Origin of the sequence: Rhodococcus sp. D-6 (assembly GCF_040256695.1) — a bacterium.
Taxonomy (GTDB): Bacteria; Actinomycetota; Actinomycetes; order Mycobacteriales; family Mycobacteriaceae; genus Rhodococcus; species Rhodococcus pyridinivorans.
This window is the reverse complement of sequence record NZ_CP132970.1, coordinates 1,719,200-1,732,929: the sequence shown is the minus strand read 5'-3', so window position 1 is coordinate 1,732,929 and position 13,730 is coordinate 1,719,200. Positions and strand designations below refer to the sequence as shown.

At 70.9% G+C, this 13,730-nt stretch carries 12 protein-coding genes; 1 reads left to right on the top strand and 11 read right to left on the bottom strand.

The features are described from left to right. Nucleotides 1–4: 4 nt before the first annotated feature. The 7 genes from RBB84_RS08210 to pafA form a co-directional block, all read right to left on the bottom strand. Nucleotides 5–886, bottom strand: a complete 882-nt coding sequence (locus RBB84_RS08210; protein ID WP_064255706.1) for a DUF4333 domain-containing protein — start codon at nucleotides 884–886, stop codon at nucleotides 5–7. Between the two features lie 104 nt (nucleotides 887–990). Then, nucleotides 991–3,747, bottom strand: a complete 2,757-nt coding sequence (locus RBB84_RS08205) for a DEAD/DEAH box helicase (protein ID WP_064255673.1) — start codon at nucleotides 3,745–3,747, stop codon at nucleotides 991–993. Beyond that, nucleotides 3,744–4,706: a twin-arginine translocase subunit TatC gene (tatC, locus tag RBB84_RS08200; RefSeq protein ID WP_019289529.1), complete on the bottom strand. Its 963-nt coding sequence runs from the start codon at nucleotides 4,704–4,706 to the stop codon at nucleotides 3,744–3,746. Before tatC ends, RBB84_RS08205 begins: the two co-directional genes overlap by 4 nt. Before the next feature lie 104 nt (nucleotides 4,707–4,810). Continuing rightward, complete coding sequence (tatA, locus tag RBB84_RS08195; protein WP_033098352.1) at nucleotides 4,811–5,065, bottom strand: Sec-independent protein translocase subunit TatA; 255 nt, start codon at nucleotides 5,063–5,065, stop codon at nucleotides 4,811–4,813. Nucleotides 5,066–5,192: 127 nt separating this feature from the next. Further along, nucleotides 5,193–6,224, bottom strand: coding sequence for a YafY family protein (locus RBB84_RS08190; RefSeq protein ID WP_064255672.1), 1,032 nt, complete (start codon nucleotides 6,222–6,224; stop codon nucleotides 5,193–5,195). Next, nucleotides 6,221–7,216, bottom strand: coding sequence for a YafY family protein (locus tag RBB84_RS08185; protein WP_006552178.1), 996 nt, complete (start codon nucleotides 7,214–7,216; stop codon nucleotides 6,221–6,223). The genes RBB84_RS08190 and RBB84_RS08185 overlap by 4 nt, the downstream gene beginning before the upstream one ends. 88 nt (nucleotides 7,217–7,304) lie before the next feature. Beyond that, nucleotides 7,305–8,663, bottom strand: coding sequence for a Pup--protein ligase (gene pafA / locus RBB84_RS08180; RefSeq protein ID WP_006552177.1), 1,359 nt, complete (start codon nucleotides 8,661–8,663; stop codon nucleotides 7,305–7,307). 31 nt (nucleotides 8,664–8,694) lie between these two features. On the opposite strand from pafA, the gene RBB84_RS08175 reads away from it, so the two are divergent. Beyond that, nucleotides 8,695–10,293, top strand: coding sequence for a bifunctional phosphatase PAP2/diacylglycerol kinase family protein (locus RBB84_RS08175; RefSeq protein ID WP_064255671.1), 1,599 nt, complete (start codon nucleotides 8,695–8,697; stop codon nucleotides 10,291–10,293). On the opposite strand, the gene prcA is transcribed toward RBB84_RS08175, so the two are convergent. The 4 genes from prcA to dop all read right to left on the bottom strand — a co-directional run bounded on the left by prcA (nucleotide 10,194) and on the right by dop (nucleotide 13,705). Next, nucleotides 10,194–11,006 (bottom strand): proteasome subunit alpha, encoded by an 813-nt coding sequence (prcA, locus tag RBB84_RS08170; protein ID WP_006552175.1) that lies wholly within the window; start codon nucleotides 11,004–11,006, stop codon nucleotides 10,194–10,196. The two genes, RBB84_RS08175 and prcA, sit on opposite strands and share 100 nt — an antisense overlap. After that, complete coding sequence (prcB, locus tag RBB84_RS08165; RefSeq protein WP_228045135.1) at nucleotides 11,003–11,764, bottom strand: proteasome subunit beta; 762 nt, start codon at nucleotides 11,762–11,764, stop codon at nucleotides 11,003–11,005. The genes prcA and prcB overlap by 4 nt, the downstream gene beginning before the upstream one ends. An 89-nt stretch (nucleotides 11,765–11,853) precedes the next feature. Beyond that, the gene (locus RBB84_RS08160) at nucleotides 11,854–12,045 is read right to left on the bottom strand and encodes a ubiquitin-like protein Pup (RefSeq protein WP_006552173.1); all 192 of its coding nucleotides are present in this window, start codon (nucleotides 12,043–12,045) and stop codon (nucleotides 11,854–11,856) included. 166 nt (nucleotides 12,046–12,211) lie between these two features. Next, on the bottom strand, nucleotides 12,212–13,705 hold the full coding sequence (dop, locus tag RBB84_RS08155; RefSeq protein WP_006552172.1) for a depupylase/deamidase Dop: 1,494 nt from the start codon (nucleotides 13,703–13,705) through the stop codon (nucleotides 12,212–12,214). Nucleotides 13,706–13,730 lie beyond the last annotated feature (25 nt).

Sequence of the window (13,730 nt, the reverse complement as noted above, 5' to 3'; positions counted from 1 at the left end):
CCGGTCAGTTGGGGCGGCCGACCTCGTAGGTGCCGTTGTCGTCGGTGACGGTGACGGTCACCTCCCGGAACTGGCCGTCCACGGTGACCGCGCAGGTGAAGCTGTGGCCGGCCTCGACCTTCTGATCGCTCGGGCACTGCACGTCGCCGACCTGCCCGGCCCCGTAGGACTCGGTGAGCACCTTCGCGATGCCCGCCTGGGTGGATTCGGTGTCGAGGACCTTCCCACCGAACATCGTCGTGGCGAGGATCCCGACGATGGCGAGCACCACGACGAGCCCGGCGCCGCCGAGGATCCACGGCAGCTTCGACTTGCCGTTCTGCTGAGGCGCGCCGCCGGGCTGCTGCCAGGTGTTCGCGGGCGCTCCCCAGGGCTGCGCCCCGGCGGGCTGCTGCCCACCCCACCCGGGGACGGGCTGCGTCGGTTGCTGACCGGGCGCGCCCCACGGCTGCTGTGCGCCCGCTTGCTGACCCCAGCCCGGTGCCTGTCCTGGTGCCTGCTGACCGGGTGCCGGCTGCCCCCAGCCGGGGGCGGTCGGCTGCGGGGCCGGACCCCAGCCCTGTTGCGGCGCACCGGTCGGCGCACCCCACGGATTCTGATGCCCGGCACCGGGCTGCGCGGGAGTCTGCTGCCCGGCGGGCGGCGCCCACCCGGGCTGCGGAGCGTTCCCGCCCGCACCGGTGTCGGGTTGCCACGGCGACTGCCCGGCGGTCGACTGTCCCCAGCCGGTGCCGCTGCCCTGCCCCCACTGCTGCTGGCCGGCGGGCGGCGCCCACGGTGATCCGGGCTGCTCACCGCCCCCGGAGGTCGGGTTGGGTGCCCATGGATCCGTCGATTCCGGCGGCTTCTGCCCCGGCGAGTCCTGCGGTTCGTTCGGCCCGGTCATCGTCGTCTCCACTCACCCTTCCCGTTGTGTGCCCATACGGTAGCGTCCACCCGCCGCGGGCATCCACGCCTACCGGGCGTCCCGGACACCCCGCAGGGGCCGGGTCATTCGGCGGTGGGATCGACGGCGACGACCCCGCGACGCACCGCCCCGACCGCCTTGCCGGCGGTGCGGGCGAGTTCCGGATCGTCCGCGCAGGTGCGGATCTGGTCGAGCAGATCGATCAGCTGCCGGCACCACCGCACGAAATCTCCGGGTGAAAGTTCCTTGCCGGCGGCCTCCGCAGCGACGAGCGCCTCGGTCAGCGACGCGGTCGACGCCCAGGTGTAGGCGGCGGTGACGAAACCCAGATCCGGTTCGCGGGTCGGGGGCAGCCGGTGCCGGATCTCGTCGGCCCGCAAGCCGTCGCAGATCCGGGTGGTTTCGGCCAGCGCGTGCCGGATCGAGCCGGTCGGCCCGACGACGGTGACCGGTTCGTCGGTGCGCGACTCGTAGATCACCGCCGAGGCGACCGCCGCGAGTTCGGCGGCGGACAGTCCCGCCCAGGCACGGCGACGCACGCATTCGGCGACCAGCAGATCCGATTCGGTGTAGATGCGGGCGAGCCGCTCCCCCGCCTCGGTGGTCGCCGGATCGTCACCCTCGGTGAGATAGCCGCGTTCGGTGAGCAGCGCGACGATCCGCTCGAAGGTTCGCGCCAGCGAATCCGTCGCCGCGGCGGCCTTGCGGCGCTGCTGCTGGGTTTCGCGCAGCAACCGGTGGTAGCGCTCCCCGGCACGCGCCAGCGAGTCCAGATCGGGGTGCTTGCGGGCCGGATGGTGCTTGAGTTCGCGGCGCAACGCGTCGATCTCGCGGGTGTCGCCCTTGGACGTGCTGCGCTTGGGACGGCGCGGCGGCACGAGGCCCTTCGACCGCAACGCCGACGCGATGTCGCGGCGCCCGCGGCCGGTGCGGTGATCGACGTGCCGCGGCAGCCGCAGCGTGCCCAGCACCGTCGCCGGGGTCGGGAAGTCCCCGGCGGAGAGGCGACCGGACCAGGCGTCGGCGGTGACGACCTGCGGCCGCGGATCGCCGGCGTCGGTGTCCGGCAGCACCACCACGGCCAGGCCGGTGTGTTTACCGGCGGGCACGGCGATGATGTCACCGCGCCGCAGGGTCACCAGCGACGCCACCGCCGCGGCCCGGCGATCCTGCTTGCCGCGCCGCTCGTGGGCGCGTTCGGCGTCGGTCAGCTCGGCGCGCAACCGCAGATAGTCGAGGATCTCGCTGCCCTCACCGCCGAGCTGGTCGCGCAGCTGTGCGAGGGTGGCCTCGTTGCGGTCGATGCCGCGTTTGAGACCGACCACCGACTTGTCGGCCTGGAACTGGGCGAAGGACATCTCGAGCAGCGCCCGCGACCGCTCCACCCCGACGGCGTCGATGAGGTTGACCGCCATGTTGTAGGACGGGCGGAACGAGCTGCGCAGCGGGAAGGTGCGGGTGGAGGCGAGCCCGGCGACCGAGGCCGGTTCGATGCCCGGCTGCCACAGCACCACCGCGTGGCCCTCGACGTCGATGCCGCGCCGCCCGGCCCGGCCGGTCAGCTGCGTGTACTCGCCGGGGGTCAGTTCGGCGTGGGTGTCGCCGTTGAACTTGACGAGCTTTTCGAGCACCACGGTGCGGGCTGGCATGTTGATGCCCAGCGCGAGGGTCTCGGTGGCGAACACCGCCCGCACCAGCCCCCGCACGAAGAGTTCTTCGACGGTGTGCCGGAAAGCCGGCAACATCCCGGCGTGGTGGGCGGCGATGCCGCGTTCGAGGGCGGTGCGCCACGACGCGTAGCCGAGGACCTCGAGGTCGCCGCGCGGCAGATCCCGGGTGTGCTCGTCGACGATCCGGCGGATCTCGGCGGCTTCGGTCTCGTCGGTCAGGTGCAGACCCGAGCGCAGGCACTGCTGCACCGCGGCGTCGCAACCGGCGCGGCTGAACACGAAGGTAATCGCCGGCAACAGACCGTCGCGGTCGAGACGGACGATGACCTCCGGGCGCGGCGGCGGCCGGAAGCGGGGGCCACGTTCACCCCAGCGGTCCATCCCGGACAGACTCTGCCGTTGCCGCACCGCCGACGCCAGCTCCGGGTTGACGACGATGTCGCGGCGCCGCCGGGTCGGGGCGGTGTCGGTGTCGGCGCGGCGGTCGAACAGGTCGTAGATACGGGAGCCGAGCATCATGTGCTGGTGCAGCGGGATGGGCCGCACCTCGTCGACGACGACGGTGGTGTCGCCGCGCACCGTGGTCATCCAGTCGCCGAACTCCTCGGCGTTCGACACGGTCGCCGACAGCGACGCCAGCCGCACGTCCTCGGGCAGGTGCAAGATCACCTCCTCCCACACCGCGCCGCGGAACCGGTCGGCGAGGAAGTGCACCTCGTCCATCACCACGTGGGTGAGCCCGATCAGGGCGGTGGACGACGCATAGATCATGTTGCGCAGCACCTCGGTGGTCATCACCACCACCGGCGCATCGGAGTTGATGGACTGGTCGCCGGTGAGCAGACCCACCGAGTCCCGGCCGTGCCGGGCACACAGATCGGCGTACTTCTGGTTGCTCAGCGCCTTGATCGGGGTGGTGTAGAAGCACTTGGAACCGCCCTGCAGCGCCAGATACACCGCGAACTCGCCGACGACGGTCTTGCCGGCGCCGGTGGGGGCGCACACCAGCACCGAATGCCCACCCTCGAGGGCGCGGCACGCCTCGATCTGGAACGGATCGAGCGGGAACCCGAGGCCGGTGGCGAACTCCGCGAGCTGCGGGGTGGGGACGAGCGGCGCGGTGCCGGTCTCGTCGTTACCGGCAGGGCCGGGAGTGGGGTCGCCGGTCACAGGGTGTCGGAGTAGTCGGTGCGGGCCGGATCGGTCCGTACGGTGTCGGTGGGCGCCGTCGGCGCTGCCGGCTCCACCGGGCTCGGGGCCGGGATCGTCGAACCCTCGTCGTCGTCGAGATCGGCCCAGCCCTCGGCGCGGGCCTTGCGGGCGCGGCGCCGGTCGGTCAGCCGGGCGATCTGGATGGCGAACTCCACGAGCAGCGTGAGCGCCAACGCCAGGGCGAGCATGGAGAACGGATCCTGGCCGGGGGTGGCGATGGCGGCGAAGACGAACACCGCCATGATCAGCCCGCGCCGCCACGCCTTGAGCTTGGCATAGGGCAGCACCCCGACGCCGTTGAGCGCGACGATCACCAGCGGGATCTCGAAGGACACCCCGAAGATCACCAGCAGGTTGATGAGGAACCCGAAGTATTCGGCGCCCGAAAGGGCGGTGACCTGCACGTCGTTGCCGACGGACAGCAGGAACGACAACGCGTGGGAGATCACCAGATAGGCCAGTACCGCGCCGGTGACGAACAGCGCCGCCCCGCAGGTGACGAAGCCGATCGCGTAGCGGCGTTCCTTGCGGTACAGGCCGGGGGTGACGAACGCCCACAGTTGGTACAGCCAGATCGGGCACGCCATGACGATGCCGGCGGTCGCGGCGACCTTCAGGCGCAGCATGAACTGCTCGAACGGTCCGGTAGCGAGCAGTCGGCACGAGCCGTCGTTGCTCAGGTCGGCGCGGGCCGAGGCGGGTAGGTCGCAGTAGGGGCCGCGCAGGATCTCCCCGAGGCTGTCGAGGCCGAACAGGCTGCGGCTGTACCAGACGAAGCCGAGGATGGTGGTGAGCACGATCGCAGCGAGAGCGATCAGCAGACGCGTGCGCAATTCGTAGAGGTGCTCGACCAGCGACATGGTGCCGTCGGGATTGGTCTTGCGCCGGCTTCGGCGCGGATCGAACGGGATGCGCACGGTGCGGTTCTCAGCTCCTGTCGAGACCACCGGCGTGCGGGCGTGCCGGGGTCAGCGGAACGCCGGGACACCCGTGGTGGGCGCCCCGGCAGGATGAACGTCGGTCAGGCAGACCGCGGTTCGGTGTGCGTGTTCGGCGCGGCGGGATCGGCTGTCGGCTGCGCGGCCGGCAACGGATTCGGCGCCGGCTGCGGCGTGGACGCCCGGGCGTCGTCGTTCTGCATCTCCTTGACCTCGCTCTTGAAGATCCGGAGCGAACGACCGAGACCGCGCGCGGCGTCGGGCAGCTTCTTCGAACCGAAGAGAATCACGACCACCAGCGCCACGATGGCCCAGTGCCAGGGGCTCATTGCACCCATTTACAACAACCTCCACTGATCGGCTCCGATCGATGCTACCGGACCTCGAGCACACACCGAGGCTTCGCGCCGGTGTATCCACCCACAATTTGCGGAGGGTTCACGTCGATGTTGCACAACGCGACCGTCACGGTGTCGGACCCGCACCGCGGGTCGCGTTCTCCCCGTCGAGCTCGGCATAGGCCGCCAGCGCCGCCTCGGCCCGCGCCCGCACCGCGGCCCGCAACTCCGGTGGGTCGAGCACCTGCACCCCGGCGCCGAGACCGACGAGCAGCCGCGCCATCCACCCCGGCGACGCGTACCGCATCGACGCCTCGCACCTGCCGTCGGGAAGCACCTGCACGTCGGTGAGCGGGTAGTAGTCGAGCAGCCAGGTATACGACGGGGCGATGCGCAGCCGCGCGGCGGGCAGCGACGGGTCGCCCTCGAACAGTTCGAGGTGCTCGTCGTCGGTGATCGCCCGGTGCGGCGGTCGCGTCGGCTCGTCGAGCACGGTGGCGGCGTCGATGCGGTCGAAGCGGAACAGCCGCACTCCTTCGGCGCTGCGGCACCACGCCTGCAGGTAGGCGTGTTCGTCGATGATGACGATGCGGATCGGGTCGACGTCGCGTTCGGAGATGGTGTCGCGGGAAGCCGAATAGTAGGTCAGGTGCACGGCGCGCCCGTCGCGCACCGCGGCCCGCACCTGTCCGGCGGCGTCGGAGTCCCCGGCTGCCTCCGGATCAGGCTCGGCAGTCGCCGCGGTGGCGGTGTCGGTGGTGGCGGTGTCGGCGGGCAGCGCGGCGGTCCCGGCGGCCGCCTCGATCTTCGCGATCGCCGACTGCGCCGCGGACGGGTCGACGACGCCGGGCATCTCCTGCAGTGACCGCAGCGCCACGAGCAGCGCGGTGGCCTCGGTGGAGGTCAGCCGCAGGGGTCGTTCGATGCCGGCGGTGAAGGTCACCACGATGCTGTCCTCGGAGAACGACAGGTCGATCAGATCACCGGGTCCGTAGCCGGGCAGGCCGCACACCCACAGCTGTTTCAGATCGTCCATCACCTGCTTGGGGGTGACCCCGAGATCGCGGGCGGCCTCGGCCGCGCTGATCCCCGGGTGCGCCAGGAAGTAGGGCACGAGATTGAGCAGTCGTCCCAGTCGCGCCGACAGTCGTGTGCTCATCGCTCCTCCTCCCCCGCATCCGTGACCGCCTGTTCGAGGATGCGGTGCACCTCGGCCCGCAACTCCGGTGGGTCGAGCACCAACGCGTCCGCGCCCTGCCCGGCGACGATCCGGGCGATCCATTCCCACGAGCGCACCGGCACCTCGAGTTCCACCCCGTCGCGGTCGCCGATCCGCCGGGCCGCGCCGGTCCGTCCGAGCCGGCGTAGCTCCCACGCGCGTCCGTCCGCCACCCACAGGCGTGCCGATCCGCTGACCTCCGCCGGGGAGGTCGCGGCGAGCACCCGCCCCCGCAGATCCACGCCCTCCGGGATCTGCACCGCCCCCTCTGGGCCGATCGCGGTGATCTCGTCGCCGATGCGCGAGAGCCGGAAGGTGCGCACGGCGTCGCGATCGCGGTCGTGGCCGACGAGATACCAGCGGCCGTGCACGGTGACCACACCCCACGGTTCGACGGTGCGCGTCGACCACGGCTCGGTGGGGGAACTGCGGTGGGTGAACCGCACCGCGCGGCGCGCGTCGATCGCGGCGAGCAACGCCGTCAACGCGGGTTCGGAACCGCGGGCGCGCGGCGGCAGCGGCGCGACGACCTCCCCGCCGTCCGAGTCGACACGGATCCCGGCGGCGCGCAGCTTGAGCACCGCGCCCTGCGCGGCGGCGGTCAGCTCCGGCGATTCCCACAGCGCGGCGGCGACGGCCACGGCGGCGGTCTCCTCGCGGGTGAGGTCGATCTCGGGCAGTTCGTAGGCGTCGCGGTTGATGCGGTAGCCCTCCACCGTCGACGACCGGGACGGCCGGCCCGTCTCGAGGGGCACCCCGAGATCGCGCAGTTCGTTCTTGTCCCGTTCGAACATGCGGCTGAACGCCTCGTCGCTCGCGCATTCGGAGTAGCCGGCCACCGAGGCCCGGATCTTCTCCGCGGTCACGAACTGTCGGGTGGACAGCAGCGCGATGACCAGGTTCACCAGCCGTTCGACTTTCGAGATCGCCACGCGCCAACCCTAGTGCCCGCGCGCCGCCGGCACCGCATCACCGTCCATCGGAGCGGACCGGACGGTCCGCTCCGATGGACGGCGGTACTCACATGGAGGCGATGAGCCGTTCGACGCGTTCGTCCACGGACCGGAACGGGTCCTTGCACAACACGGTGCGCTGCGCCTGGTCGTTGAGCTTCAGATGCACCCAGTCGACGGTGAAATCGCGGCCCGCGGCCTGCGCGGCGGCGATGAAATCACCGCGCAGCTTCGCGCGGGTGGTCTGCGGCGGGGTGTTCACCGCGGCGTCGACGGACTCGTCGTCGGTCACCCGCGCCGCCAGTCCCTTGCGTTGCAGCAGGTCGAACACACCGCGTCCGCGTTTGATGTCGTGATAGGCCAGGTCGAGCTGGGCGATTTTCGGGTCGGACAGCTCCATGTTGTAGCGGTCCTGGTAGCGCTGGAACAGCTTGCGCTTGATCACCCAGTCGATCTCGGTGTCGACCTTCGCGAAGTCCTGCGATTCGACGGCGTCGAGGACGCGGCCCCACAGGTCCACCACCTGCGCGACGTGCGGGTCGGGTTCGCGCTGGTGCAGATATTCCACCGCCCGCGCGTGGTATTCGCGCTGGATGTCCAGGGCGCTGGCCTGCCGGCCGCCGGCCAGGCGCACCGGGCGCCGGCCCGTCAGGTCGTGGGAGACCTCGCGGATGGCGCGGATCGGGTTGTCGAGCGCGAAGTCCCGGAACGGCACCCCGGCCTCGATCATCTCGAGCACCAGCGCCGCCGACCCCACCTTGAGCATGGTGGTGGTCTCGGACATGTTCGAGTCCCCGACGATCACGTGCAGGCGCCGGTACTTCTCGGCGTCGGCGTGCGGCTCGTCGCGGGTGTTGATGATCGGCCGCGACCGGGTGGTCGCCGACGAGACGCCCTCCCAGATGTGCTCGGCGCGTTGCGACAGGCAGAAGGTGGCGGCTTTGGGGGTCTGCAGCACCTTCCCGGCGCCGCAGATCAGCTGGCGGGTCACCAGGAAGGGCAGCAGCACATCGGAGATGCGGGAGAACTCGCCGACGCGGGCGACGAGATAGTTCTCGTGGCAGCCGTAGGAGTTGCCCGCCGAGTCGGTGTTGTTCTTGAACAGGAAGATGTCGCCGCCGATGCCTTCCTCGGCCAGACGCTGCTCGGCGTCGATGAGCAGTTCCTCGAGGACCCGCTCACCGGCATGGTCGTGCTCGACGAGCTGGAGCAGGTCGTCGCACTCGGCGGTGGCGTACTCGGGGTGCGAGCCGACATCGAGATACAGTCGCGCCCCGTTCCGCAGGAAGACGTTCGAACTGCGCCCCCAGGACACCACCCGGCGGAACAGATAGCGGGCCACCTCGTCGGGGCTCAACCGACGATGCCCGTGGAAGGTACACGTGACGCCGAACTCCGTCTCGATACCCATGATTCGTCGCTGCACACTTCGACAGTACCGCGCGAACCCGACCCCCATGGGTCGCAACGACATCTACGGTCGAGGTGTGATCGTTCCCGAGCGTTACCGCACCGCCGACCGGGCCCTGTTCGAGCGCTCCGGGGCGCTGCGCGCGTCCCCCGCCGACCCGCTGCTGCGCGATCTCGGACGCGCCGCCAACCACAGTGTGCTGTGGGTGGCGTGCGCCGCGGTGTGCGCCACCGCCGGCGGTCACGCCCGCCGCGGGGCGGTGCGGGGTCTGCTGTCGGTGGCCGGGGCCAGCGCCTTGACCAACGGGCTACTCAAACCGCTGTTGCCGCGCCGCCGGCCCCCGGCGCGCACCGACCCGAAGTTTCGGCGCCGCACGGTGCCGATCCCCCGCTCGTCGTCGTTCCCGTCCGGGCACGCCGCGTCGGCGGCGGCGTTCGCGACCGGGGTGGCGCTCGAATCCCCTGCGGCTGGGGCGGTTCTGGCGCCGCTGGCCGCGGCGGTGGCCTATTCGCGGGTGCACACCGGCGTGCACTGGCCCGGCGACGTCGTCGTCGGCGCCGCGGTCGGGGCGACGGTGGCGTGGTCGACGCGCCGCTGGTGGGCGGTGCGCAGCCGCGAACCGGCGACCGTGCAGGTTGCGGCGGCCGCGCCCGCCCTGCCCGGCGGCGACGGAATGCTGCTGGTGGTCAACCGCGATGCCGGGACCGCCGAGGAGATCGCCGCGCGGGTCACCGCCGCGCTGCCGAGGGTGCGTCGCGTCGATCTGGATCCCGACGGTGATCCGGCGGAGCAGTCGGAACGTCTGCTGACCGAATATCGGCCGCAGGCGGTGGGGGTGTGCGGCGGGGACGGCACCGTCGCGGCGGTGCTCGACGTCGCCGTCGCCGCGCGGCTGCCGGTGGCGGTCTTCCCCGGCGGCACCCTCAACCATTTCGCGCTCGATCTCGGCGTGGTGGACCTGGACGAGACGGTGCGGGCGGTCACCGCCGGGCAGGCGGTGGCCGTCGGGCTCGGGCAGGTCACGGTGACCGGGCCGGACGGGCGCACGGTGCGGCGGTTCGTCAACACCGCCAGCCTCGGTGGCTATCCGGATGCGGTGCGGTTGCGGCAGCACTGGGAACCGCGGATCGGCAAGTGGCCGGCGGCGGGGTTGGCGATGCTCGCGGTGCTGCGCACGGCGAGCCCGATGCCGGTCCGCATCGACGGGGCGGGGCGGGCGGTGTGGTTGCTGTTCGTCGGCAACGGCCGCTACACCCCGGCAGATCAGGTGCCGATGTCCCGGGCGCATCTGGATCCGGGCACCCTCGACGTGCGGTATCTACCCGCGGAGAGTCGGTTCTCGCGGCTGCGTCTGCTCCTCGCTGCGGCGACCGGCACCCTCGGCGCGTCACCGATGTATCGGCAGCGGCACATCCCGGGCCTGGCGGTGGAGGTCATCGGGGACCCGGTGGCGTTGGCCACCGACGGGGAGGTCCTCGCCGACGGCACCGGTTTCGACTTCGAGGTGGTGCCGTCGGCGTTGACGGTCTATCGGCTCGCGGTGGATCAGCCCGCGTCGGGACCGGACTCGGTCTCCGAGCCGGTCGCGGTGTCGGACCCCGATTCGGGGGCCGGATCGGCGGGCGTCTCCGACGGCGCCGCCTGAGCGGACCCGGTGCTGGGCAGCAGCGCGTCGAGCGCCGCCCCCGAGATACGCCGGAAGGCGCGGCGAGGCCGCTGCTTCTCGAGCACCGCGACCTCGAGTTCCCCGCGGCCGAGCACCCGCGGCGCCGCGTCGGCGGTGGCGGGCTGCTGCAGCGCGGTCACCGCCACGGCGACCGCCTCGTCGAGCGGCAGACCCGGCTTGTACGACGAGCGCAGCGCGGTGATGATCGGTTCGGTGTTGCCGCCCATCACCACGAACTGCGGTTCGTCGACGATCGAGCCGTCGTAGGTGATGCGGTACAGCTGCGGGCCGTCGTCGGTGTCGGCGCGCCCGACCTCGGCGACGCAGATCTCCACCTCGTACGGCTTGGGCTGCTCGGTGAAGATGGTGCCGAGGGTCTGCGCGTAGGCGTTCGCCAGTGCCCGCCCGGTCACGTCCCGCCGGTCGTAGGAGTAGCCGCGCATGTCGGCGTGCATGATCCCGGCGCGCCGCAGATTCTCGAACTCGTTGTACTTGCCGACGGCCGCGAAACCGACCCGGTCGTACAGTTCGCTGATCTTGTGCAGCGCCTTCGACGGATTCTCCGCCACCAGCAGCACACCGCCGGCGTAGGTCAACGCGATCACCGACCGGCCGCGGGCGATGCCCTTACGGGCCAGCTCCGAGCGATCGCGCATGATCTGCTCGGCGGACGCATAGTACGGAAGTGTCACCGGGCATCTCCTGCGGTGCGGTCGGCCACGATGGTGCGGGCCAGCTCGGACAGGGTTTCCTCCGCGACGGCCACGGCCCCGGCCGCGGTGATCACCACCGCCGTCGGGTAGATCCCGCGGGTGGTGTCGGGACCACCGGTGGCGGTGTCATCGTCGGCCGCGTCGTACAGCGCCTCGACGGCGCTGCGCAGCGCGCTCTGCTCGTCGGCATCGGCGCGGTAGAGCTTCTTGAGCGACGAGCGGGCGAACAACGATCCGGAGCCGACCGCGTGGTAGCCGGCGCGTTCCTCGTAGCGGCCCCCGACCACGTCGTAGGACACGATCCGCCCGGCGCGGTGCGCATCGGACGCGTCGAGGTCGAAACCGACCAGCAACGGCACCACGGCCAAGCCCTGCATGGCCGCACCGAGATTGCCGCGCACCATCGACGAGAGCCGATTGGCCTTGCCGTCGAAGGTCAGCGGCACACCTTCGATCTTCTCGTAGTGCTCGAGTTCGACCGCGAACAGTCGCACGAGCTCGATCGCCAGACCCGCGGTGCCGGCGATGCCGGCCGCCGAATAGTTGTCGGTGATGAACACCTTGTCGACATCGCGGGAGGCGATCAGGTTACCCATGGTCGCGCGCCGGTCGCCGGCGATGAGCACACCCCCGTCGAAGGTCAGCGCCACGATGGTGGTGCCGTGCGGGGCGAGGTCCACGTGGTCACCTCGTTCGAATCGGAACCGGTTCTCCGGCAGCATCTCCGGGGCGTGCATCCGCAGGTGGTCGGAGAACGACGACAAGGGCGACGCGAGGTGCAGCTTCGGCTGCACCTCGCGGTAGGGAAGAGAGGATCGTTCGGCTGTCACTGGCCACCTTTCTGCACATATGCCCGCACGAAGTCCTCTGCGTTCTCCTCGAGCACGTCGTCGATCTCGTCGAGAAGATCGTCGGTGTCCGAGGCGAGCTTCTCGCGACGCTCCTGACCGGCACCGCCGTCACCGACGACCTCGTCGTCGTCTCCGCCGCCACCGCGTGTGGTCTGCTCCTGTGCCATAGCCGCCGACCTCCTCCTGTACTCGGCGCGGAACCGTCACCGGTCGACGATCGGTGTGGTCACCGCTGCTTCGAACTCCTACCCTACCCAGCGAACCGGTCCACCGGTGGCGACACGCGTACTCGCGGCCTGTGATCCGGCCACCGCCCTCCGCCGGGAGGGGCGGTCAGTGAGTGAGCTGATCGACCAGTTCCGCCGCCGACTGCGCAGTCTCGAGCAGCTCCCCGACATGCGCGCGGCTGCCACGCAGCGGCTCGAGCGTCGGGATGCGCACCAGCGATTCGCGACCGAGATCGAAGATCACCGAATCCCAGCTCGCCGCCGCGATATCGGCACCGAAACGGCGCAGGCACTCACCGCGGAAGTAGGCGCGGGTGTCCGAAGGCGGGGTGTGCACCGCATCGAGGACCTGCTGCTCGGACACCAGCCGCTGCATCGACCCGCGGGCCACGAGGCGGTTGTACAGGCCCTTGTCCAGGCGCACATCCGAGTACTGCAGGTCGACCATGTGCAGGCGCGGCGCCGACCAGGACAGTCCCTCGCGGTTGCGGAAGCCCTCGAGCAGCCGCAGCTTCGCGGGCCAGTCCAGCAGGTCGGCGCATTCCATCGGGTCGCGTTCGAGCAGATCGAGCACCATCGCCCACTTGTCGAGGATGTCGAGGATCCGCTTGTCCTCGGTGCCGTCGTGGAACTTCGCGACCCGCTCGTGGTAGATCCGCTGCAGCGCCAGACCTGTCAGCTCCCGGCCGTCGGCGAGCGCGACGGTCTTGCGCAGCGACGGGTCGTGGCTGATGTGGTGCACCGCGGTGACCGGGCGGGCGAGCTGCAGATCCGACAGGTCGATGCCGGCCTCGATCAGGTCGAGCACCAGCGCGGTGGTGCCGACCTTGAGGTAGGTGGACATCTCCGCCAGATTCGCATCGCCGATGATCACGTGCAGGCGCCGGTACTTGTCGGCGTCGGCGTGCGGCTCGTCGCGGGTGTTGATGATGCCGCGCTTGAGGGTGGTCTCGAGACCGACCTCGACCTCGATGTAGTCGGCGCGCTGCGAGAGCTGGAAACCGGGCTCGTCACCGGACTGGCCGATCCCGACCCGGCCGGAGCCGGTGATGACCTGCCGGGAGACGAAGAACGGGGTCAGGCCCGCGACGACCGCGGAGAACGGGGTCTCGCGGTCCATCAGGTAGTTCTCGTGGGTGCCGTAGGAGGCGCCCTTGCCGTCGACATTGTTCTTGTACAGCTGCAGTCGCGGCGCGCCGGGCACACTCGACGCGTGCCGGGCGGCGGCCTCCATCACCCGTTCCCCGGCCTTGTCCCAGATCACCGCGTCGAGGGGGTCGGCGACCTCCGGGGCGGAGTATTCGGGGTGGGCGTGGTCGACGTACAGGCGCGCCCCGTTGGTGAGGATCATGTTCGCGGCACCGACCTCGTCGGCGTCGATGACCGGGGCCGGGCCGTTGAACCGCCCCAGATCGAAGCCCCGCGCGTCGCGCAGGGGCGATTCGACCTCGTAGTCCCAGCGGGTGCGGCGGGCGCGCGGCACCCCCTCGGCGGCCGCGTAGGCCAGCACCGCCTGCGTGGAGGTCAGGATCGGGTTCGCCGATGGCTCGTTGGGTGAGGAAATCCCGTACTCGACCTCGATACCGATGATCCGCTGCATGCCCTCGAGCCTAGGCGATCCGGAC

What these genes read in the sequence shown, in the direction of transcription:
- dop (WP_006552172.1), bottom strand. Translation starts at nt 13,705, where the DNA reads ATGCAGCGGATCATCGGTATCGAGGTCGAGTACGGGATTTCCTCACCC.
- prcB (WP_228045135.1), bottom strand. Translation starts at nt 11,764, where the DNA reads ATGCACGCCCCGGAGATGCTGCCGGAGAACCGGTTCCGATTCGAACGA.
- tatA (WP_033098352.1), bottom strand. Translation starts at nt 5,065, where the DNA reads ATGGGTGCAATGAGCCCCTGGCACTGGGCCATCGTGGCGCTGGTGGTC.
- RBB84_RS08160 (WP_006552173.1), bottom strand. Translation starts at nt 12,045, where the DNA reads ATGGCACAGGAGCAGACCACACGCGGTGGCGGCGGAGACGACGACGAG.
- RBB84_RS08175 (WP_064255671.1), top strand. Translation starts at nt 8,695, where the DNA reads ATGGGTCGCAACGACATCTACGGTCGAGGTGTGATCGTTCCCGAGCGT.
- RBB84_RS08190 (WP_064255672.1), bottom strand. Translation starts at nt 6,224, where the DNA reads ATGAGCACACGACTGTCGGCGCGACTGGGACGACTGCTCAATCTCGTG.
- RBB84_RS08210 (WP_064255706.1), bottom strand. Translation starts at nt 886, where the DNA reads ATGACCGGGCCGAACGAACCGCAGGACTCGCCGGGGCAGAAGCCGCCG.